General features: G+C 34.8%; 17 protein-coding genes, 2 tRNA genes and 1 pseudogene. 6 read left to right on the top strand and 14 right to left on the bottom strand.

Annotated features, from left to right (window positions below; translation table 11 throughout):
* Positions 1-6: 6 nt before the first annotated feature.
* From NU08_RS18340 to NU08_RS18315, 6 genes are read right to left on the bottom strand one after another with little or no spacing between them, the layout of a single operon-like run.
* Entirely contained in the window at positions 7-1,401 is a 1,395-nt protein-coding gene (locus NU08_RS18340; RefSeq protein ID WP_129748549.1) for a quinol:cytochrome C oxidoreductase, read from the bottom strand.
* Positions 1,402-1,428: 27 nt separating this feature from the next.
* Positions 1,429-1,974 (bottom strand): c-type cytochrome, encoded by a 546-nt coding sequence (locus NU08_RS18335; protein ID WP_129748548.1) that lies wholly within the window; start codon positions 1,972-1,974, stop codon positions 1,429-1,431.
* Positions 1,975-1,982: 8 nt separating this feature from the next.
* Positions 1,983-2,507, bottom strand: a complete 525-nt coding sequence (locus NU08_RS18330; RefSeq protein WP_008466841.1) for a DUF3341 domain-containing protein — start codon at positions 2,505-2,507, stop codon at positions 1,983-1,985.
* Positions 2,500-3,903: an NrfD/PsrC family molybdoenzyme membrane anchor subunit gene (nrfD, locus tag NU08_RS18325; RefSeq protein WP_129748547.1), complete on the bottom strand. Its 1,404-nt coding sequence runs from the start codon at positions 3,901-3,903 to the stop codon at positions 2,500-2,502. The genes NU08_RS18330 and nrfD overlap by 8 nt, the downstream gene beginning before the upstream one ends.
* 34 nt (positions 3,904-3,937) lie before the next feature.
* On the bottom strand, positions 3,938-6,988 hold the full coding sequence (locus tag NU08_RS18320; protein ID WP_129748546.1) for a TAT-variant-translocated molybdopterin oxidoreductase: 3,051 nt from the start codon (positions 6,986-6,988) through the stop codon (positions 3,938-3,940).
* Positions 6,989-7,020: 32 nt separating this feature from the next.
* The gene (locus NU08_RS18315; RefSeq protein WP_129748554.1) at positions 7,021-8,355 is read right to left on the bottom strand and encodes a c-type cytochrome; all 1,335 of its coding nucleotides are present in this window, start codon (positions 8,353-8,355) and stop codon (positions 7,021-7,023) included.
* A gap of 220 nt (positions 8,356-8,575) precedes the next feature.
* Here NU08_RS18315 and NU08_RS18310 point away from each other — a divergent pair, with 220 nt between their 5' ends.
* Positions 8,576-8,965: an SPOR domain-containing protein gene (locus NU08_RS18310; protein ID WP_129748545.1), complete on the top strand. Its 390-nt coding sequence runs from the start codon at positions 8,576-8,578 to the stop codon at positions 8,963-8,965.
* A 95-nt stretch (positions 8,966-9,060) separates the two neighbouring features.
* Here the strand turns inward: NU08_RS18310 and NU08_RS18305 are convergent.
* The 5 genes and pseudogenes from NU08_RS18305 to rimP all read right to left on the bottom strand — a co-directional run bounded on the left by NU08_RS18305 (position 9,061) and on the right by rimP (position 15,350).
* Positions 9,061-9,574 (bottom strand): annotated as a pseudogene (locus NU08_RS18305) (DUF4920 domain-containing protein).
* A gap of 71 nt (positions 9,575-9,645) precedes the next feature.
* Positions 9,646-10,422: an acid phosphatase gene (locus tag NU08_RS18300; protein WP_129748544.1), complete on the bottom strand. Its 777-nt coding sequence runs from the start codon at positions 10,420-10,422 to the stop codon at positions 9,646-9,648.
* 255 nt (positions 10,423-10,677) lie between these two features.
* On the bottom strand, positions 10,678-13,554 hold the full coding sequence (gene infB / locus NU08_RS18295; protein ID WP_129748543.1) for a translation initiation factor IF-2: 2,877 nt from the start codon (positions 13,552-13,554) through the stop codon (positions 10,678-10,680).
* 58 nt (positions 13,555-13,612) lie between these two features.
* Complete coding sequence (gene nusA, locus NU08_RS18290; RefSeq protein ID WP_095927936.1) at positions 13,613-14,866, bottom strand: transcription termination factor NusA; 1,254 nt, start codon at positions 14,864-14,866, stop codon at positions 13,613-13,615.
* Positions 14,867-14,885: 19 nt separating this feature from the next.
* A complete protein-coding gene (gene rimP / locus NU08_RS18285; RefSeq protein WP_162536295.1) occupies positions 14,886-15,350 on the bottom strand; it encodes a ribosome assembly cofactor RimP in 465 nt (154 codons plus the stop codon).
* Between the two features lie 174 nt (positions 15,351-15,524).
* On the opposite strand from rimP, the gene NU08_RS18280 reads away from it, so the two are divergent.
* Positions 15,525-16,349: a universal stress protein gene (locus tag NU08_RS18280; RefSeq protein ID WP_129748542.1), complete on the top strand. Its 825-nt coding sequence runs from the start codon at positions 15,525-15,527 to the stop codon at positions 16,347-16,349.
* 103 nt (positions 16,350-16,452) lie between these two features.
* Here NU08_RS18280 and NU08_RS22390 read toward each other — a convergent pair whose 3' ends face one another.
* Complete coding sequence (locus tag NU08_RS22390; protein WP_165352481.1) at positions 16,453-16,602, bottom strand: hypothetical protein; 150 nt, start codon at positions 16,600-16,602, stop codon at positions 16,453-16,455.
* Between the two features lie 249 nt (positions 16,603-16,851).
* Here NU08_RS22390 and NU08_RS18275 point away from each other — a divergent pair, with 249 nt between their 5' ends.
* A complete protein-coding gene (locus NU08_RS18275) occupies positions 16,852-18,273 on the top strand; it encodes an aldehyde dehydrogenase family protein (protein ID WP_129748541.1) in 1,422 nt (473 codons plus the stop codon).
* A gap of 61 nt (positions 18,274-18,334) precedes the next feature.
* Positions 18,335-19,141 carry a helix-turn-helix domain-containing protein gene (locus tag NU08_RS18270; RefSeq protein ID WP_129748540.1) on the top strand — a complete coding sequence of 269 codons (807 nt, stop codon included), beginning with the start codon at positions 18,335-18,337 and terminating at the stop codon, positions 19,139-19,141.
* A 222-nt stretch (positions 19,142-19,363) separates the two neighbouring features.
* Here NU08_RS18270 and NU08_RS18265 read toward each other — a convergent pair.
* Together NU08_RS18265 and NU08_RS18260 are read right to left on the bottom strand one after the other, a co-directional pair.
* A tRNA-Gln gene (locus NU08_RS18265) sits at positions 19,364-19,434 on the bottom strand.
* Positions 19,435-19,543: 109 nt separating this feature from the next.
* Positions 19,544-19,614, bottom strand: a tRNA-Gln gene (locus NU08_RS18260).
* A gap of 246 nt (positions 19,615-19,860) precedes the next feature.
* On the opposite strand from NU08_RS18260, the gene NU08_RS18255 reads away from it, so the two are divergent.
* Together NU08_RS18255 and NU08_RS18250 are read left to right on the top strand one after the other, a co-directional pair.
* Positions 19,861-23,139 (top strand): DUF2723 domain-containing protein, encoded by a 3,279-nt coding sequence (locus NU08_RS18255; protein WP_129748539.1) that lies wholly within the window; start codon positions 19,861-19,863, stop codon positions 23,137-23,139.
* 101 nt (positions 23,140-23,240) lie between these two features.
* Entirely contained in the window at positions 23,241-23,882 is a 642-nt protein-coding gene (locus NU08_RS18250; protein WP_129748538.1) for a polysaccharide deacetylase family protein, read from the top strand.
* Positions 23,883-23,890 lie beyond the last annotated feature (8 nt).

Below are 23,890 nucleotides of genomic sequence, written 5' to 3'. Positions count from 1 at the left end.
TAAATATTAATAATGAAAATGTTTACTTTCTTCGATGAAAGGATTTCTTTTTGCAAGCAAAGGAGATTTAGTTAATGCAGTAAATACAACAAATATAAATAAACCTAAGAAGAAAAGAATCGATGCAATTTCAGGAACTCCAATAAACCATTTGTCTCCTACTGTACCAGGCATAATCATATTAAAGAAATCAACATAATGACCTAATAATATTACAATACCTGCCATTACAACAACCCAGTTAAGACGTTTGAAGTCAGTATTGATTAATATTAATAATGGGAAAACAAAGTTCATAACAACCGCTCCAAAGAAAGGAAGGTTATATAATTGAATTCTTGTTACAAAATAAGTTACCTCTTCTGGAATGTTAGCATACCAAATCAACATGAATTGAGAGAACCATAAATAAGTCCAGAATACACTAATACCAAACATAAACTTAGCTAAATCATGGATATGACTTGTATTTACATACTCTAAATATCCTTTTGATTTTAAATAAATTGTTACTAATGCAATAGTTGTAATACCGCTTACAAAGAAAGAAGCAAATACATACCAAGCAAACAATGTACTAAACCAGTGTGGGTCAAATGACATAATCCAATCCCAAGCCATAATAGACTCAGATACAATGAAAAATACTAAGAATCCTGCAGAAGCTTTGAAGTTCTTTTTGTAGTAAAGATCATCATTTGCTTCGTCTTGAGCCAAACAGTTTTTTCTAGAAAAATAACGGTATAAATTCCAACCCCCTAAAAAGATGGCAGCTCTTACAATCCAGAAAGGAAAGTTCAAATACCCAGATTTTCCAGCAATAATAGCATCATAATTAGCGTTTTTAGGATCTGTTACCCCCTCGCCTAACCAAACAAAGATATGGTTGAAGTGCAATCCGCATAAAACTAAGATGATAAAGAAGATAACAGAACCAGCTGGTAAATAAGCTGTGATACCTTGCATAACTCTAAACAAAACTGGAGACCAACCTGCTTGAGCAACTTGTTGAATAGCATAAAAAGCTAAAACTCCCATTGAAAGCAGTAAAAAGAAAATACAAGCTACATATACAGCAGACCAAGGCTTATTTTGCAATTGGTGTAATACGTGCTCTAAATGTTTTTCGTGCTCATTTGCACCAGAAACTTCAGCATGTGCAGCTCCTTTGTGAGCGTCATGTCCAGCTTCAGCAGCTTCATGATGACCTGCTTCTTTGTGAGATGCCTCCGCTTTTTCTTCATGTGCAGCACCATGTGAACCATGTTCATCTGCAGCTAGTATTTTTTCAACTTCTTGAATATCTTTTGGTGCACTTAAAAAACCATACCCAATTCCTAATAAACCAACGGCCATTAAGATGATAGAAAAAGTTTTTAATTTACTTGAAAATGTATACATATCTATTACGATCAGTTTGTTCAACAATTATAATTGGCTTTTTAGTTTCAGAACATAGTCAGCAACTAACCAACGTTCGTGAGCACTTAATTGATTTGCATGTGAACCCATTGCATTTAAACCATAAGTCTCAACATGAAAAATACTTCCTTCAGTGATCTCTCTGTCTTTATAGCTAGGTACTCCAAGAAATTTTTCTCTTTCAACCAATTTACCTTTACCGTTACCAGCAGCACCATGGCAGCTAATACAGTAAATTTCGAAAAGTTCTTTCCCTTTTCCAGAGTTTTTCTCTTCTTCTGTCAATGGTGATTTTAAATTAGCTTTTGCTAATTCATAACCAGCCGTTGAATTTTCATATTCATAAGGTTCAAAACCTCTATTGATAGTTCCTGCAACAGGAAGCTGTCCTTCTTTTCCTCCCTTAAATATTTTTGCTTCTGAATATGGCTCGTAAGCAACAGACTCATACATATTTGGGAAATACTGATAGTTCGGTGCCGAATTATTGTGGCAAGATGAAACTAAAATAGTTATACCAACTAAAAGTGTTATTTTATATATCCTTTTCATAGCTACAATTAATTCTTTTCTATTACTTTAACTTCAACAGCTCCAGTTCCTTCAAAGAAAGAAACTAATTCAGCTTCGTTATCATTTACAGCAACCTCCATTAAAAAGTGGTCATCAGTTGTTCTTACATCCGGGTTTTCAGCTTCTTTAAAAGGCCATAATCTACTTCTCATGTAGAAAGTAATTACCATTAAGTGAGCTGCAAAAAACACAGTCATCTCAAACATAATCGGCACAAAAGATGGCATATTTTGGATAAAACTAAAACTTGGTTTACCTCCAATATCCTGTGGCCAGTCATGAATCATGATGTATCCCATCATTGTTGTTGCAACAGAAATACCAACACATCCATATAAAAAAGCACATATTGCTAATCTTGTTGGTGCTAATCCCATGGCTTTATCCAATCCGTGAACTGGGAATGGAGTAAAAACCTCTTCAATATGATGATGAGCAGCTCTAGTTTTCTTTACTGCATTCATCAAAACGTCATCGTCATTATAAATGGCGTATATAACTTTATTACTCATGATGTGAATCTTTACTGTTTGCTCTTTCTCTAATATAATTATCTCCTGTTCCTTTCAAAATTGTTTTAACCTCTGCCTGAGCAATTACAGGGAATGTTCTAGAGTATAATAAAAACAATACAAAGAAGAAACCAATTGTTCCAATGAAAATTCCAATATCAACAAATGTTGGTGAGAACATTGTCCAAGAAGATGGAAGGTAATCTCTATGTAAAGAAGTAACAATAATTACAAATCTTTCAAACCACATACCGATGTTTACTACAATCGAAATGATGAATGAGAACATGATACTTGTTCTTAATTTTTTGAACCACATGAACTGAGGAGAGAACACGTTACATGTCATCATTGACCAATATGCCCACCAGTAAGGTCCAGTAGCTCTATTTAAGAATGCATATTGCTCATATTCTACACCTGAATACCAAGCTACGAATAACTCAGTGATGTAAGCTACACCAACGATAGATCCAGTAATCATGATAATGATGTTCATTAATTCGATATGCTGTAATGTGATGTATGCTTCAAGGTTAGATACTTTTCTCATAATGATAAGCAATGTGTTTACCATCGCGAATCCAGAGAAAACCGCTCCTGCAACGAAGTATGGAGGGAAAATTGTTGTATGCCATCCAGGAATTACAGAAGTAGCAAAGTCCATAGATACAATTGTGTGTACAGAAAGTACAAGTGGAGTAGCTAAACCAGCCAATACTAAAGATACCTCTTCAAAACGTTGCCAGTCTTTTGCTCTACCGCTCCATCCAAAACTTAAGATAGAATAAACTCTTTTATTAAAAGGAGTAATTGCTCTATCACGAAGCATTGCAAAGTCAGGTAACAAACCAGTCCACCAGAAAACTAATGATACTGAAAGATACGTTGAAATCGCGAATACGTCCCAAAGTAAAGGTGAGTTAAAGTTTACCCATAAAGATCCAAATTGGTTTGGAATAGGTAATACCCAGTATGCTAACCATGGACGTCCCATGTGAATGATTGGAAATAAACCTGCTTGTACTACAGAGAAGATAGTCATAGCTTCTGCAGAACGGTTAATGGCCATTCTCCAACGTTGACGGAAAAGTAATAATACCGCAGAAATTAATGTTCCAGCGTGACCAATACCAACCCACCAAACGAAGTTAGTAATATCCCAAGCCCAGCCAACTGTTTTATTTAATCCCCATGTTCCGATACCGGTAGATACGGTGTAAATTATACAACCTAACCCCCAAAGGAAGGCTATTAATGCGATTGAAAATACAATCCACCATTGCTTGTTTGCAGGCCCCTCAACAGGTGCAGCTACATCTACAGTTACATCGTGATAAGATTTATCACCTATAACTAAAGGTTTTCTAATGGGTGCTTCGTAGTGAGACGACATAATCCTTTATATTGTTTCTTAATTAATAATTTTACTAAGTATTTCTAACTTTAACATGGTAAACCACATTAGGTTTTGTACCTACATGCTCTAATAAGTGGTATGATCTTTCATCAGCAGCTAATTTAGCCACTTTACTTTCTTTATCATTTACATCACCAAATATCATCGCTCCTGAAGAACAAGCACTAGAACAAGCTGTTTGGAATTCACCATCTCTTACTGGACGGCCTTCGTTTTTAGCTTTCAATTTAGTTGCTTGTGTCATTTGGATACACATAGAACATTTCTCCATAACACCACGAGAACGTACGTTAACGTCTGGATTAAGAACCATACGTCCTAAATCATCATTCATATGATAATCGAACTCGCTGTTTTTGTTGTATAAGAACCAGTTAAAACGACGTACTTTATATGGACAGTTGTTTGCACAGTAACGAGTACCAACACATCTGTTGTAAGCCATATGGTTTTGCCCCTCACGACCGTGAGAAGTTGCAGCAACAGGACAAACTGTTTCACAAGGTGCGTGGTTACAGTGTTGACACATTACAGGTTGGAATGCAACTTGAGGATTATCTCCTGCTTTTTCCATTTCATTAAATGTAGATAATGAACTAGATAAACCGGCAATTCCTTCTTTTCTTTCATTATCACCTTCAAAAGTACTTTCAGAAGAATAGTATCTATCGATACGTAACCAGTGCATATCACGGCTTCTTCTTACCTCTGCTTTACCTACAACAGGAACGTTGTTCTCAGCGTGACAAGCGATAACACAAGCTCCACATCCAGTACAAGCATTTAAGTCAATTGAAAGATTGAAGTGGTGACCAGTTGTACGATCAAATGATTCCCATAAATCTACAGTAGTAGCCTCAACCTCTTGGTGATCTAAAGATACCATTGGTTTTTCATTCCAATGTTCAGCATCTTTAGTATTGAATATTTCTAAAGTAGTTTCTTTAATAATATCTCCTCTACCCATTAAAGTTTTCTGACCTTGAACACAAGCAAACTCGTGTACTCCTCCAGCTTTTGCAATAGACACAGATTGAACATTATTGAAACCTTTATATAAAGCGTAAGCGTTTAAACCTACTTGCATTTCTTCTTTAAGAGCAGCTTTACGTCCGTAACCAAGAGCTAGACCTAAAGTCCCAACTGCTTGACCTGGCTGAACAATAACTGGAACGTTTTCCAATTTAGTTCCGTCTACTGTAATAGTAGCATAACTACCATTTAAACCTCCGTTTGCAACAATTTCGTTAGTCAAACCAAGTTTTTTAGCATCTGCATTAGAAACTGTTATATAGTTATCCCAAGAAACTCTTGTGATTGGATCTGGAAACTCTTGCAACCATGGGTTGTTAGCATGTTGTCCATCTCCTAATCCTGTTTTAGTATATAATACTAATTCAAAATCACCAGCAGATTTAGATTTTGCAACCGCATTTGCAGCAGTAGCAGCATCAATAGCTCCTCCTGATAATGCTGAAGCTCCTAAAACAGCAACACCATCGTGCAACACTTTATTCCAAGAAGCACCTGCAGTATAAGCTCCAGAATTTGCTTTTAAATAGTCATAATAAGTACCAGCAGTACCGTTAACTGACAATAAAACATCTTGAAATTGTTTTGTATTGAAGATAGGACGAATTGTAGGCTGAGTTAAGCTATATGTTCCGCTTGTAAGCTCAAGATCTCCCCAAGACTCTAAATAGTGAGGAGCTGGCGCAGCAATTGAAACAATTGATGCAGTCTCATCTTCTTTTAATGAAAATGCAACTGATGTTTTAACTTTTTTCAATCCAGATACAAAAGAAGCTGAATCAGCTAAAGTATAAACTGGGTTAACTCCACTCATAATTAAAGTATGAACACTTCCTGCATTCAAATCTTTAATTAATTGTGCAACTGCAGCATTAGAACCTTTTCTAATTTGTCTTGCTCCAGCAGTACTAAAAGCTTCACTAGCCAATACTTGATTGATAGCTAAAACTAATAATTGAGCATTTTTATCTTCAATTCCAGATACTAAAACTCCTTTTGAACCAGCAGCTTTAAGCTGTTGTGCAGCTTTTACTACTTCAGTTTTAAAGTTTCCTTCTAAAGTCACAGGAACAGAAGCACCTACAACAATATTATAAATTTGAACTAAAGCTTGCTTTTGAGCAGCTACAGTCATTGGAACACGCTTATCAGCAGCAGCTCCAGATAATGTCATGTTTGATTCAAACTGAAAGTGACGAGACATTTTTCCGTTTTGAGGAATACGTCCTTGTGCATATCCAGCATCATATCCTCCACCTTGCCAGTCTCCTAAGAAATCAGCTCCAACAGAAACGATTAAAGAAGCTTTTGAAAAATCGTAATCAACTAAAGCTCTTTGACCATAAACAGCTTCAAAAGCATCTAAAGCTTCAGATGAAGAAACTGCATCATATACAACGTGCTTAGCGTTTGGATTTTTTGCAATAAACTCGCCAATTAATTTTTCTGTAGATGGACTTGCTAAAGTATTAGTTAATAATACTACTTGACCGCCTTTAGCTTTAGCATCTGCTAAACTTGATTTGATTTTCAAATCAACAACTGACCAAGAAGAATTTTGACCGTCTACTTTTGGCTCTTTCAAACGAGCGCTATCATACAGACCTAAGATAGATGCATGAATTCTAGCATTCGCAGAAAATTTAGCTCCAGCAATTGTATTGTTTTCAATTTTAATTGGACGACCCTCACGAGTTTTCACCAAAAGATTCGCAAAATCAAATCCATCAAAAACTGTAGTTGCATAGTAATCTGCAACACCAGGAATGATTTGCTCTGGTTGTAATACATAAGGGATAGACTTGTGAACCGGACCTTCGCAAGCAGCTAATGTTACAGCCGCCGTACTAAACCCTACGTACTTTAAAAAGTCACGACGTGAAGTTCCTGAAGTAGATAAAGCCTCAGCATTACCTAAAAACTCATCAGTAGGAATTTCTTCAACAAATTCGTTATTTCTAAGCGCCTCAACAATAGAGCTATTTTCTAGCTCCTCAACACTTTTCCAGTATTTTTTGTTTGATGACATTGTATATATATATTAAAATCTTAATAAATCGATTAATAGTGGCATTTACCACACTCTAAACCTCCCATTTGCGCTGCAGTTAATTTCTCTACACCGTATTTTTTAGAAAGTTCAGCATGAATTTTGTCATAGTAAGCATTACCTTCCATCTTAACATCAGTTTTTCTATGGCAATCAACACACCATCCCATTGTTAATTTAGAATATTGCTTCATGATTTCAAATTCTTGAACTGGTCCATGACAAGTTTGACATTCAATACCAGCAACAGAAACGTGTTGAGAGTGGTTGAAGTAAACGAAGTCAGGCAAGTTGTGAATACGAACCCATTTTACAGGCATTGTTTTTCCAGTATAAGCTTGTTTAGTCTTATCCCATCCAACAGCATCATATAATTTTTGGATTTGAGCATCGTAGAACGCTTTGCTGTACTCAGGAGTAGCAGTAGTTTCAGCAACCTCAGAAATGTTTTTATGACAGTTCATACAAACATTTAAAGAAGGAATACCAGCTGTTTTACTTACACGAGCAGCAGAGTGGCAATATTTACAATTGATTTCGTTATCACCAGCGTGAATTTTGTGAGAGTAGTGAATTGGCTGAATTGGCTCATAATTTTGATCTACACCTACCTGCATTAAGTATCCGTAAACAAAATAACCACTAGCCAAAAGCAAGAAGATTGCAGTTACTAAAACCAAGAATTGATTTTTAGCGAAAGCTTTCCAAATTGGAAGTCTTGCTTCTTTTGGAGCAATCTCAATACCGTTTTTATTTGCAACTTTAGTTAAAACTTTGTTTACCATAAACAACATCACAACTAAAATAGCCATTACAAGAGCAAGAGCTCCTAAAATAATGTTATTTGAAATAGCACCATCCTGAACATTTGTTCCAGGAGGAGTTGCAGCACCTCCCGCAGCCGCAGCAGGTTCAGCTTTAGGCTCAGAAGTATACGCTATGATGTTATCAATATCTCCTTCAGACAATTGAGGAAACGAAGTCATAACAGCTTTGTTATTTTCCTCAAAAAGTTTAACAGCAACAGGATCACCTGACTTAATCATGTCAGAACTGTTATGCACCCACTTGTAAATCCAAGCCATATCATGCTTAGAAGCAACTCCCCTTAAAGCAGGACCAGTTGATTTAGCATCTAATTTGTGACATGCAGCGCAATTTGCATTAAAAAGTTCCTTCCCTTTTACTGGATCACCGCCTCCTGCAGCTGGAGCAGCCGCAGCAGCCTCAGGCGCCGCCGGAGCAGCAGCATCTTGAGCAAATGAAGTTAGGGAGAAAATTAACGTTAGCGATAAGCCAAGCAGCAATTTTCTTGAGATCGAATTATGGTTACCCACCTTTTTCATATAGTATAAATAATTGTCTACTAATTTTTGGTATGATTTTTTCTGTACTAAATCCAGCAAAAACCTATACCCTCTTTTAAAACTTGCACAAAAATACGACTTATGAGCTATTCTCAAAACCTTAAAATAGTCTTAATTATCAATTTATATCAATTCTAAATAATATTAAAATTTTACACTCAAACTTTAAATAGTATTTTTGCATAAAAACCATCACATTATGAGAATTTTAAGTCCTTCAAAAAGCCTTTTATTAACAATTACAACGATTGCTTTTGCACACAATATTAATGCTCAAGACCAAAATTTAACACTAAATCAAGATCCTAAATTTGAGCAATTATTAAACGAGAAGCGCAAAATTAACACGTCAATAAATACAAACGATACTTACAGAATCCAAATCTTTAGCGGCAAAAGTGACGAGGCAAAAAAAACGTTATCGGATTTCAAAAGAGAAAATTCAGACATAGACGGAACTATCATTTTTAGCACTCCAAATTACAAGGTAATTGTCGGGAATTTCAAAACCAGAATAGAAGCTGAAAAAAATTTAGTAGAAATAAAAAAAAGATACAAAAGTGTTTTCTTGCTTAAACCTGGCAAATAATCTGAAATTGAAATAAAAAAAGCGAGATTTACCATCTCGCTTTTTTATTAAATCTTTTTTAAGTTTAAATCAATTGATTTACAATTTTTCTAGATCTAGTTCACAACCTTGATCCTACTAGCTAAAAAACGTATTTCTTCTTTTGGCATTTTAATCGCATCTATTTCTGCCTTTGTTTTTTTAGCATCTTTTGCATAATGCTTAAGTTCTTCAACCGATGTTACTTTCTTTTCAGCATTTCCTTCCAAAACTACATTTTTACCTTTTAATGCAGTAGGCACAAAAAAAAGCGTAATCTTTCATTTTCACAAAGAAAGATGAACCATCTTCTGTTTTAAGAGTTATCCAGCATCCCCTTTTCTCACAAACATCGGTTACTTCCCCTTTTACCGCAATTGCTTCTAGCTTTTTAGCATTGCCTAATTTGCTTTCAAGTTTGTCAACCGAAATTGCCTTATTTAAAACAGCTTCTGAAACATCCGCCCCATAATAATCTCCAACTAAAGCATTTCCAGATGGCGGCGCAGGTTTCTCAACACTCTCTTGCGAAAAAGATACTGTTGAAAAACTTATAAAAAACAAGGTAGCATATATTAAAGCTCTTTTCATATCTATATTATTTACACCCAAAAATAATATAAAATTTAAAACAATACCCTTAATTTTAAATCACTAGACTTTTATTTTGAATTCGAATCTAAAATCTGCTGTATTTCTTTTTTAACACCATCCCAATCAGCCAGAAAATTTGAATTACCCCAAAGACAATCTACAGCCGCCTGCCCCATAACTCTACCCATTTTCACATCACTATCCCAATGTGCATTACAAATAACTCGACTTTCACCAAAGTCATGCCCACGTTCCAAAATCTCCTTCTCCTTTTCAGGAAAAAGTTTAATTAAAACCAATGACCACGCCCAACCAACAGCAGCATGACCAGAAGGAAATGAACCCACTTTATACAAAATATTTTCTTGATCCGGAGTACAAGTCTTTTGATTATTAACCATAAATGGCCTTTCACGCTTATAGTGATTTTTAGCCGCATAAGTTGACAATCCTGCATCTGTCATAACTCTGCGCATTAGTATATAAAGCTTAGGTGTTTTTGACTCACTAATTGATATACCTATAATTGGTTCAAATGATTTAACTGCAAAAGGAAAAGACAAATCTGCATCTCTTGCTGCTTGCAAAAAACGTTCGTTATCCTTGGATTCTAAAGCATTTTTGGCACGTTCTAAGTCAAGCTCAAAAAGACTCGAGTTCTGTTCCGGAGGAGGTGACAACAAAAGAAGACTATTTGGCATTTCTGCTTCAGTCAAATACCCCTCAAGCAAAGCAGGCATTATTTCCCTTAACTGCTGAACATTCGTAAAATTACTAATGGCATTATCTGATTTAAAACGTCTGCCAAAAATCATATTAACAATATGAATTATTCTTATCCTCATATCAGTACAAATATTCTATTCAACAAACTATTTTCCCACCTGGACCTATTTCAAAAAACAAAAGAAAATTACTACACAAAGAAACAAACATTCTACGAACCAGACTGCAGCTAAATCTCTCATTTATGTTTCATATTATAAAATGAAACACATTTACAATGACTAATTTTCCAACACCACATTTCATTAATATCATAATTTTAAAACAAAAAAAGTCCCAATTTTCATCGGGACTTTTAAATATATCATTGAATTTTATTTCAATTTCTTTTTGATTGCTACTTCATGGTAAGCTTCGATGACGTCATTAATTTCGATATCATTAAATCCTTTTATTTGGATACCACAATCGTAACCTTTAGTTACTTCTTTCACATCGTCTTTGAAACGTTTCAAGGCAACTAACTCTCCTGTATGAACCACAACTCCATCTCTAATAACTCTAATTTTAGAAGTTCTCAAGATTTTACCATCAGTCACCATACATCCAGCAATTGAACCCACTTTAGAAATTTTGAAAATCTCACGAATTTCAGCATTACCTAAAACTTCTTCTTTCATCTCTGGCGCTAACATTCCTTCCATCGCATCTTTCAAGTCATCGATTGCCGCATAAATAATAGAATAGTAACGGATATCAATTTCTTCTTTATCGGCAAGCTGTCTTGCATTTCCTGCAGGACGAACGTTAAATCCGATAATGATTGCATCTGATGCAGAAGCCAAGTTAACATCGGTTTCTGTAATTGCACCAACACCTTTATGGATAATATTAATTTGAACTTCTTCTGTAGAAAGTTTAGAGAACGAATCTGATAATGCTTCAACAGAACCATCCACGTCTCCTTTAAGGATTACGTTCAATTCTTTAAACTGACCAAGAGCGATACGACGTCCAATTTCGTCAAGTGTAATATGTCTTTGAGTACGAACAGACTGCTCACGCATTAATTGAGAACGTTTAGATGCAATTTGTTTTGCTTCTTTTTCGTCTTCAAATACATTAAACTTATCACCTGCAGTTGGCGCTCCGTCTAAACCTAAAACTGATACTGGAGTTGAAGGACCAGCAGATAAAACAGTATGTCCTCTTTCATCATGCATCGCTTTAACTTTACCATGATGCTTACCAGCAAGCATATAATCTCCAATTTTCAAAGTACCTTGCTGTACTAAAATTGTAGAAACATATCCTTTTCCTTTATCTAAATAAGCCTCAACAACAGTTCCCTGAGCCGCTTTATTTGGATTTGCTTTAAGATCTAAAATCTCTGCTTCTAATAAAACTTTCTCCAATAATTCTTTAACCCCTGTTCCGACTTTTGCAGAAATATCATGTGATTGAATTTTTCCACCCCAATCTTCAACAAGTAAATTCATACCAGCCAAACGCTCTTTAATTTTATCAACGTTAGCATTTGGTTTATCAATTTTATTGATTGCAAATATAATTGGCACTCCCGCAGCTTGCGCGTGAGAAATTGCCTCTTTTGTTTGTGGCATGATATCATCATCCGCCGCAACTACGATAATTGCAATATCTGTAACTTGGGCTCCACGTGCACGCATCGCTGTAAACGCCTCGTGACCCGGAGTATCTAAGAATGCTATTTTTTGTCCGTTATCCAAAGTAACTCCATACGCTCCAATGTGCTGAGTAATACCTCCAGACTCACCAGCGATAACATTTTCTTTACGAATATAATCTAGTAAAGATGTTTTACCGTGGTCAACGTGACCCATTACTGTCACAATTGGCGCCCTTGTCACTAAGTCTTCTTCTCTATCTTCTACAACTTCTATTGCTTCTTCAATATCTACTGTAATGAATTCAACATCGTAACCAAATTCATCTGCCACAATAGTTAATGTTTCAGCATCTAGACGCTGGTTCATGGTAACCATGATACCAAGAGACATACAAGTTCCAATTACTTTAGTAATCGGCACATCCATCATGATTGCAATTTCACCTACAGTAACGAATTCCGTAACTTTAATCGTTTTACTTCCTTCGTCAAGAGCTCTTTGCTCATCATCAGATTTCTGACGGTGTGTTTCTCTTTTATCTCTTCTATATTTAGCCGCTTTAGATTTTCCTCCTTTACCTTGAAGTTTTTCAAGAGTTTCTCTAATTTGGTTTTTTACTTCTTCTTCTGTTGGCTCAACTTTAGCCACAATTGCAGGACGGTTTCCTTTTACAAAACCTGGTCTTTGGCTTCTGTTAGCATTAAAGCCTCCGCCATTGTTACCTTGAGCAGGTTTATTATTTGGATTTGGTGTTCCAGGCGCATTTCCTGTTGCAGCTTTTGGCGCACCAGGCGTACCCGGTTTTGGACCAATTCTTTTACGCTTGTTTTTATTTGCGTTATTATTATTTCCAACTCCAGGAGCTCCAGGTTTATTCTGAGCCGCTTTAGGATCTTCTTTCTTTTTCTTAGGTTTATTAAATTGAGACAAATCAATTGTCTGACCCGTAAGAGTTGTTCCTGTAAGCTTTTGATATTGAGTAGTAATAGTCTCCTCCGAAGTCATTGGATCAGTAGACACGATTGGCTCCTGAGCAACTTTAGATTCTGCTTTAACTTCTTTTTTCTCCGTAATAATAGGTTCTTCTTTTTTCGTTTCAGAAACAGGAGTTGAAACAACTGGTTCAGATTTTACTGTTTCATTTTGAACAGGTTTTTCTGGCTGCACTTGAGCAGCAACAACTTTTGGCTCTTCAGCTTTAGCTGTTTCCTCAGAAGGAGTAATCGCAGGCTTTTTTGGATTCAAGTCAATTTTACCAACTTGTACAGGTCCCGAAACAACTGCTCTTGCTTTAATTATTTCTTGCTGTTTTTGACGCTCTTCTTCTTGTCTGCGTTTGTCTTCAATTTCTTTCTCACGCTCTACACGTAATGCTTCTTTTTCTTTTCTTTTTTCTTCTCCAACCTCTTTAGAAGCCTCCTTGTTCCCCTTATCGCCCGCAAATTGGCTTTGAAGGATATTAAATTCGCTATCAGAAATTTTTGCATTTGGATTTGCATCAATAGCAATTCCCTTATCTTTTAGATAATCTACAGCTCTTTCTAACGAAATATTTAATTCCCTTAAAACCTTGTTTATTCTTATTACTCTCTCTTCAGACATATAACCTTTTTATTATTACCTTTTTCGTTGTGTTGTTAGAGCAGATGTAAGCTATTGCTTAATTATCAAACTCTTCTTTTAGTATCTTCATAACATCTAGAATTGTTTCCTCTTCTAAGTCTGTTCTTCTTACTAAATCTTCTACGTCGTGTTTCAAGATACTTTTTGCAGTATCTAAACCGATTTTTGCAAACTCTTCAATTACCCATTCTTCGATCTCATCTGAGAACTCTGTTAATTCAACATCGTCTTCATCTGCAACAGTACCGGCAACATCTCCTTCACGAATAACATCTAACTCATAACCTGTCAATTGACCAGCTAATTTGATATTGTGACCACCTCTACCAATTGCTTTAGAAACCTCTTCTAATTTCAAGAACACTTCAGCTCTTTTGTTATCTTCATCAATTTTGATAGAAGAAACTTTGGCAGGGCTTAAAGCTCTTGTTATAAATAATTGAATATTGTTTGTATAATTGATTACATCAATATTTTCATTTCCTAATTCGCGAACAATTCCATGAATACGAGAACCTTTCATTCCGACACAAGCTCCAACTGGATCAATTCTATCATCATAAGAATCTACCGCTACTTTTGCTTTTTCACCTGGAATACGAACTACATTTTTCACTGTAATTAATCCGTCGAAAACTTCTGGAATTTCTTGCTCAAATAATTTTTCTAAAAACTTCTCTGAAGTTCTAGACATAATAATCTGAGGTTTGTTTCCTTTTAATTCTACGCTTTCAATAATTCCACGAACATTATCTCCTTTACGGAAGAAATCTGATGGAATTTGTTTTTCTTTTGGAAGTACAATCTCATTTCCTTCATCATCAACCAAGATAACTACTCTTGGACGCACGTGGTGTACTTCAGCTGTATAAATATCACCGATAATGTCTTTAAACTGTTTGTATAAGTTTGTATTATCGTGTTCGTGAATTTTAGATATTAGATTCTGACGAAGCGCTAAGATAGCTCTTCTTCCTAAATCAATCAATTTTACTTCTTCAGAAACTTCTTCTCCAATTTCAAAATCCGCTTCAATTTTTCTTGCTTCAGTCAATGTAATTTCCTCATTTTCAAAATCAAGATCCTCATCAGCAACAATTACTCTTCTTCTCCAAATTTCCATATCACCTTTATCAGGGTTTATAATGATATCGAAATTTTCATCTGAACCGTATTTTTTCTTTAATGCATTTCTAAATACGTCCTCTAAAATTGCCATAAGCGTTACACGATCAATAAGTTTATTATCTTTAAACTCTGAGAATGAATCGATTAATGCTAAATTTTCCATGCGAATTTTTTAATTAAAATTAAAATGTTACCGTAACAACTGCCTCTTTAATTTCTGTATAAGGTATTTGTTGCTCTTTTTGAACTGTTTCTTTTCCTTTTCCTACTTTTTTCGGTTCTCTTGCTTTCCAAGACAAAATTATGAAAACATCATTAGCTTCTACCAATTCTGCTTCTATTTTTTCTGTATTTGTGGTAACAATCAACGTTCTACCAACATTTTTTTTGTATTGTCTTATCATTTTAAGAGGAGTTCCTACTCCAACTGATGCTACTTCAAGCGAAAAATCCTGCTCTTCACGATCAAGATTATTCTCGATTGCACGACTAATATCAATACAATCTTGCAGCGCCACTCCATTATCTCCGTCTAAACCGACACTAATTTTAAAAGAATCCGAAACAGCCAAATCAACCAAAAAGACTGATGGCTTTTCCAGAAGAGCTTCCGTAATTAATCCGTTTACTTTTTCTTTAAATGTCATAATTTTATAAAAAGAGGGGACACTTAGTCCCCTCATTATTTAGATTTTAATAAATAACAGTGCAAATATAGTGTTTTTTTTATAAATCAAATAAATTGATTGCTCTAAAATAATTTCTTATCTTTATATAGCATTAAAAACGCGAATTATTCATAATTTTTAACCCTCAAAATCATGAAACGAATTTTAGTACCTACCGACTTCTCAGAACATGCAGAAGACGCTTTAAAAGTTGCCGCTCAAATTGCTAAAAAGAACAATTCTGAACTCATTCTTCTTCATATGCTTGAATTACCACAGCAGTCAAACGACGCAATAATGGGCGGAACCAGCATTCCTGAAACGATGCTTTTTATGAAAAAAGCAAACGAAACACTAGACGAAGTTGCCTCTAGAGACTACCTAGAAGGAATTCCGGTAACTGAAATCGTAAAAATGGACAAACCTATACACGGTATCACTCAAATTAGCAAAGATTACGACATTGATCTAATTGTCATGGGATCCCACGGATCTTCTGGTGTTGAAGAACTACTAATAGGCTCAAATACAGAAAAAGTAGTTAGAAACTCTGAAATTCCTGTTTTAGTCATCAAGAAAAACATTCCAAATTTTAATGCCGCAAACATTGTTTTTGCCTCTGATTTTTCAGACGAAGCAAAAAAACCATTCGAAAAACTCTTAAATTTCACCAAACTATTTGATTCAAAATTGCACTTAGTCACCATTTGCACACCTAACAGTTTTAAACCAACTCATATTAGCGAGGAAGCAATGAATGATTTTATAGAAGAATTTGATATCTCCAATTACACCACCCAAATTTACAACGACACCAATATCGAAAAAGGAATTATAAATTTCTCCAACAAAATAGACGCAGATGTTATTGGAATGTGCACACATGGCAGAACTGGTTTTGCACACTTCTTCAATGGCAGTATAAGTGAAGGTTTGGTAAATCATGCTATAAAACCAGTAATTACTTTTAAAATTTAAGAACAAAAAAAATATAAACTACAAAAGCTTCTCAATTGAGAAGCCTTTTTTTTTAATTATTAAACTCATAGAAGTGAATATCACAACTTATTTTTTTTTAATCTCACCCTCCAATGGCTTTAATTAAAGGATCAATTATTGGCGCGAGACTCTTAATAACTTCATTCAAATCATCAAGAACACCTCCACCTTGCACTTCTTTCATTTCAGAGGCACTTAATTTTTCCGAATTGAATTTTTCAAAATTATCCATAACTTTAATTTTTTAGGATTATTACTCTATTAAAAAACAAAAATACACTGCAGTATTCCTATTATATCAAATATACATAAAATACTGATATACAATTAAATAAAAACAAACCCATACCAATAAAAAACCTTCAGCCTTAAAAAAAACCTCATTCATGAGCTTTTAAACAAAGTTTATTTGAGCTTCACAACAAAGCCTCTAGCTAGCTTTATCCAGAACTTTGTCAAATAAAATTTAAAAGCTTATAACATGAAAACAATAGACAAAATTTACATTAATGGAGAATTCGTTACTCCAAACGGGACCGAGTATTTTGATTTAATTAGCCCTACAACAAACGAAAAATTAGGGAAAGTTCGTTTAGGAAACACTGAAGACACTCAAAACGCTATTGAAGCAGCCAAAAATGCTTTCAAAACTTTTTCTAAAACAACCAACTTAGAAAGAATTGAATACCTGAAAAACATCAAATCTTCTGTTGAAAAAAGAAAAGACGACTTTATCAATATAATGACAGAAGAATATGGAGGAACATTTCAGTTTGCAAGCGTAAGCTACGATTACATGCTAAAAAGTTTTGACTCTGCAATCAACCTGCTTAACTCTTACAGTTTTATTAAAACAATGGGAGAATCTGAAGTTCAAATGACACCAATTGGTGTTGTCGGCATCATCATTCCATGGAACTCAAGCAATGGTTTTATCTGCAGCAAACTATCTACTGCAATTGCAGCTGGTTGCACAACTGTAATTAAACCTAGCGAAATGAGCGCTCAACAAACACAATTAATCTTAGAATGTCTTCACGAAGCAAATCTTCCGAAAGGCGTTTTTAATATTGTAAACGGATTAGGAGAAATTGTTGGTGCCGAAATAAGCAGAAATCCAAATATTGCAAAAATATCTTTCACAGGATCTACAAACGTTGGAAAAATAATTGCAAAAGAAGCAGTTAATACCATGAAAAGAGTCACTCTTGAACTTGGCGGAAAGTCTCCAAACATTATTCTAGACGATGCCGATTTCTCGAAAGCTATTCCGCTTGCCATTGGCGCAGCATTTATGAATAGCGGACAAGCTTGTATTGCCGGAACTAGATTATTGATTCCAGAAAACAAATTGAACGAAGTAAAAGCTCTTATTAAAGAAACAATTCCAAATTTCATTGTTGGAGACCCAAAAAATCCCAACACAGCAGTAGGCCCAATGGTTAGCGAAAAACAATTTAATCGCGTTCAAGATTATATTCAGACAGGAATTAATGAAGGCGCAGAAATATTAAGTGGCGGACTTGGAAAACCTGAAGGATTAGAAAACGGAAATTTCGTAAAACCAACGGTTTTCATCAACGTAAACAATCAGATGCGCATTGCTAGAGAAGAAATATTTGGCCCTGTTTTATCTGTCATCACTTATAAAACAGAAGAAGAAGCCATTGAAATTGCCAACGACACCACTTATGGATTGCAAGCTTATGTAAGTTCTTCAGATTCAAAAAGAGCCCACAATATTGCCTCACAAATTAATGCTGGCCGTGTTCAGATTAACGGAATTGGCCACGATCCAATGGCACCTTTCGGCGGATTTAAACAATCTGGAATCGGACGTGAATTTGGAACTATTGGCCTTGAAGCTTATTTAGAGCCGAGAGCATTGATTCAGCCAAAATAATCTTCATCAATCTGGAAATCTTTAGGCTAAAGATTTCCAGATCTTTTAGTATTTTTACAATATGAGCACTAAACCAAATACAAAGCCCAAAATTCTTTACTCGTGCTATTATTCACGCAGTCGAGAAGGCGAGCATTTTATACCCGAACATGTTTTCAGCTATCAGATTTCTGGAGAAATGATCGCTTCAGACAGTAAAAACACCTTTCATTCAAAAGCAGGAGATTTTCGCTTTAGCAGAAGAAATCATTTGGCAAAATTTACCAAGATTCCGCCAGAAGGAGGAGAATTTAAAACCATTTCTCTTTTTCTTGATCAGGAAATTTTAAAAGAAATTAGCAAGGAGTACAACTTGAAAGCTGATAAAAAAGCAGACACAGACGCTATGTTTTCACTAGCTCCCAACCCACTCTACAAATCTTTCATGGAATCGCTTATATCTTATCTTGAAGTCGAAGAAGAAAAGAACGAAGCTTTATTCAATTTAAAAATCAAGGAAGCCATTCATCTTTTATTAAAAGTAAACCCCGAACTGAAAGACATTTTATTTGATTTTAATAAACCTGGCAAAATCGACTTGGAAGCTTTTATGAATAAGAATTTTCATTTCAACGTCCAAATGCAGCGATTCGCGTATCTTACAGGAAGAAGTTTGGCAACTTTCAAAAGAGACTTTCAAAAAGTATTTCAAGAAACACCTGGAAAATGGCTTTTAAACAAAAGACTCCAAGAAGCATATTATTTAATCAGCCAAGGAAATCCGCCATCAGAAGTATATATTGGCGTTGGTTTTGAAGATCTTTCGCATTTTTCATTTTCATTTAAAAAGAAATTCGGAATTGTTCCCTCTTCTTTAAATCACAAATAAGCTTTCACAATAAGCCTCCTCAAAAATACGTCTTTCGCAATAAGTTTCGCGTGGTTGAAACCACGGGCTATATTTAAAACAAGACACATAAAGCTTTGAGAACTTTGCCTTCATTATAAAATATCTTTGCATACTTTGCGTATACCTTTGTGTGCTTTGCGCTAAAAAAAACCTAAATTTAAAGCATAAAAAAAAGCCTCTCATTCCTGAGAGGCTTTTCTGTTGGTCTACTAGGACTCGAACCTAGAAAGACGGCACCAAAAACCGTAGTGTTACCATTACACCATAGACCAGCAGTGCGGTTAAGCGGGTGCAAAATTAAAACTTTATTTAATTTATGCAAATTTTAAATGAAACTTTTTTAAATAAAAAAAAGTCTCTCATTTCTGAGAGACTTTTCTGTTGGTCTACTAGGACTCGAACCTAGAAAGACGGCACCAAAAACCGTAGTGTTACCATTACACCATAGACCAGCAGTGCTGTAAAGCGAGTGCAAATTTAAGTCTTTATTTAGTTTGTGCAAACTTTTTGACCAAAAAAAATCATTTTTTTTGATTTTTTTCACATTGAAATCTGCTTCCACTTCGAAAACTTCTCAGAAACAACACGTTACTTTAAACTTATAGTTTTATAGAATTTTTTGTTAATGCTCGTTTCTTTACATAAAAAAACATTTTCTTTGTAGGATAGAAAAACATTCAAATTTTTAACACCTAAATATGGCACAATTCAATTTCAATAAATGGAATACAATTATTGGTTGGTTTGCATTTGCAATCGCTTTAATCACTTATACATTAACAGTTGAACCTACAATGAGCTTTTGGGATTGCGGAGAATATATTGCTACCGCAGCCAAACTTGAAGTAGGGCACCCGCCGGGAGCTCCGCTTTTCCAGATGATGGGTGCATTTTTTGCCATGTTTGCGATAGATGCTCAACATGTGGCTGTAATGGTTAACATGATGTCTGTTTTCTCTAGCGCATTTACCATATTATTTATGTTCTGGTCATCGACTATGATTTTGAAAAAGATTGTGGCTCGTTTTGCTGAAATTGACCAAAACAATTCGATTGTTATTTTAGGAAGTTCTTTTGTAGGCGCTTTGGCTTACACTTTCTCTGATAGCTTTTGGTTCAATGCCGTAGAAGCCGAAGTTTATGCAATGGCTTCTTTATTAATCGCATTGCTTTTCTGGCTTGGTTTACGTTGGGAGCAAGACATGGACAAACCAAAAGGAAATAAATGGCTTTTAATTATTTCACTAGTTGTTGGTCTTTCGTTTGGAGTTCACTTTATGGCTCTTTTGACTATTCCATCTATTGGATTTTTATACTATTTCAAACATTACGAAAAAGTTACCATCAAAAACTTCCTTATCGCCAATGTAGTTGTTATTGGAATTTTATTATTCATTTTCAAATTGCTTCTTCCTCTTACTATGGCATTTTTCGGAAAAACCGAGATTTTCATGGTAAACAGTATGGGACTTCCATTTAACTCAGGAACTATATTTGTAGCATTATTATTTGTTGCCTTTTTCTATTTTGGTTTAAAATACACTAGACAAAAAGGTTTAATATTCTACAACACTATTATATTGTGTATTTTATTCATTTTGATTGGTTTCTCAACTTGGTTAATGCTTCCTGTTCGTGCAAACGCCAACACAGTTATTAACGAAAATAAACCATCTGATGCTACTGAGGTTTTAGCTTATTACAATCGTGAGCAATATGGAGTGAATCCTTTGTTTTACGGACCTCAATACACTGAACTTTTTGCTGGTCTTGATGCTAAAACGCCTTATTTAGATAAAAAACCAAACTACGAAAGAGATTATAAAACAGGTAAATATATTATTACCAATAATTATAAAAATGCAGAACAAAATTCTGATGACAATCAGAAAGCAATTCTGCCAAGAATGTGGAGTACAGAAACGGGACACATTCAAAACTATATCAACTTTACAAATCCTCCAAAGTTCCGAATCAATCCTAATTATAATTATGATGAAGATTTGGCTAAATACGGAATCGACGCTAGTCAATTAAGTGAAGATGAATACAACAAAGCTACAGCTCAATTGCGCAATGAAGTTGAAAAAACAGTTTCTGAGTTTAGAAGAGCTTATGCTCAAAAGCAAATTGACAATGAGGGTTATATAAAATTCTTAAGAAGTTACGGAGAATATTTACTTATTGAGAAGCCTTCTACAGCTGACAACTTCAGTTTCATGTTTGAATATCAATTTGGATATATGTACTGGAGATATTTGATGTGGAATTTTGTTGGACGCCAAAATGATGTTCAAGGTAAATATGATAATTTAGACGGAAACTGGATCAGCGGTATCAAAGCTTTAGATTCTGTACATTTAGGCTCACAAGACAACCTTCCAACAGATGTTTTAAACAACAAAGGCCGTAACGCTTATTATTTCCTTCCTTTTATTTTAGGATTAATTGGTATTATGTACCACGCAAACAAAGATCTGAAGAGCTTCTATGTACTTTTGGCTTTGTTTTTATTTACAGGAATTGCACTAAAAATATATTTAAATGAAAGACCTTTTGAGCCTCGCGAAAGAGATTATGCTCTTGTAGGTTCCTTCTATGTCTTTGCCATCTGGATCGGATTTGGTGTTTATTCACTCTATGAAAGTTTGTACAAATACTTGGCACCAAAAATTGCCGGACCAGTAATTATTGCCGGAAGTTTATTGGCTGCGCCTGTTTTAATGGCTTCTCAAAACTGGGATGATCACGATAGATCTGGAAGATATACCGCAGTTGCAATGGCAAAAGCTTATTTAAGTTCTTGCGACAAAGATGCAATCTTATTTACCATTGGAGACAATGATACCTTCCCTCTTTGGTACGCGCAAGAAATTGAGCATTTTAGAACAGATGTCAAGATTGTAAATACGAGTTTATTTATGACAGACTGGTACATTGACCAGATGAAGGCGAAGTCTTATGAATCAAATCCGTTGCCTATTTCTTTTGTGCATAGCCAATATGTGGGAGATAACTTGGATTACACAGCTTACATTCAGAAAATCGATACACGTTGGAACATTAAAGATTTTATCGATTTTATCAAAAACCCTAAATCGACTGTTGGTTTACAAAACGGACAAACTATCCATTTCTATCCAACAAACAAGATTAGAGTGAATGTGGACAAAAACACTATTATCCAAAATAAAGTAGTAAATCCTAAATATTACGATTCTATTGTTCCTTATTTAGACATTGATATCAAAGGAAGCGCATTATACAAAAACCGTTTAATGATGCTTGATATCTTGGCTAATAATAACTGGAAGAGACCAATTTACTTTAGTGGTGGAGCTTTTGATGATGAAGATTATTTATGGTTAAAAGATTACCTGCAATTGGACGGAATGGTGTATAAATTGGTTCCAATTAAAAATACTCCTTCTAAAGATGGCGGACCATTAGATATGGGACAAATCGATGCAGATAAAATGTACGATATTGTAATGAAATGGGATTGGGGCAATAGCAATGGAAACATTTATCATGATCCTGAAACTAGAAGAAACAGTATTACGTACCGTACTAATCTTTCTAGATTAATGAACCAGCTTATTGCTGAAGGTAAAATTGACAAAGCTAAAAACGTAATTAATTTAGCAATGACCAAAATGCCTTTAGACAAATATGGATATTATTCATTGGTTGAGGCTTTTACTGATGGATATTATAAAGTTGGTGAAAAAGCTAAAGCACAAGATCTTTTAAACAAATTGGTTCAGAAATATAAAGAGAACTTAAACTATTACAGTACGTTGACTCCTTCTGACCAGACTGATTTGGCCGTAGATATCATTACAGATATTGAGCGTTATAGAAGTTTGTTGCATGTAATGGACGATAATAAAGACACTGCTTTTTACAACCAGCACAAAAAAACATTTAATACTTATGTGAATGTTTTTGAGCGCTTTGGACGTGAAAAAGAATAAATAATATACGAAAATCTTACTTATTAAAAAAATGCAGCGCTGTTTGATAAATAGCACTGCATTTTTTAATTTTATACATACTAATACAATTTTAATTCAAAATGAGCTTCTATTGGGTAAAAACTAACGCATTTATTAAAAAGGTGTTTTCTAAATATTGCTGGGACATTCCTAACAACGAAAAGAAAATATACCTGACTTTTGATGATGGCCCTACTCCAGAAATTACAGATTGGGTTTTATCTGAATTAAAAAAGTTTGATGCAAAAGCTACTTTTTTCTGCATCGGAAAAAACATTAAAGCCAATCTGGCTTTATTTGAAAAGTTAATTATCGACGGACATTCAATTGGCAACCATACCATGAACCATGTGAACGGATGGAAAATCGATACGAATGATTATATTGAAAATGTAAAAAACTGTGCTGCTGTTTTAGATGAGCAAGAAAAAGCTCCTCACCGCTTATTGTTTCGTCCTCCTTATGGCAAAATCAAAAAAGCGCAATCTAAAATCCTTAGAAGTTTAGGTTATAAAATAGTAATGTGGGATGTTTTAAGCGCTGATTTCGATCAAAGCATTACTCCAGAAAAATGCCTTGAAAATGTTACCAAAAATGTAAAATCAGGAAGCGTAATTGTATTCCATGACAGTATTAAAGCTTCTCCAAATTTAAGATTTGCTTTGCCTAGAACACTGCATTTTTTAAAAGAAAACGGATATAAGTTTGACATTATTCACTAAATAACATC

The sequence above is a fragment of the Flavobacterium anhuiense genome (assembly GCF_004151235.1).
Classification (GTDB): Bacteria; Bacteroidota; Bacteroidia; order Flavobacteriales; family Flavobacteriaceae; genus Flavobacterium; species Flavobacterium anhuiense_A.
This window is presented reverse-complemented; position numbering and strand designations above follow the sequence as displayed.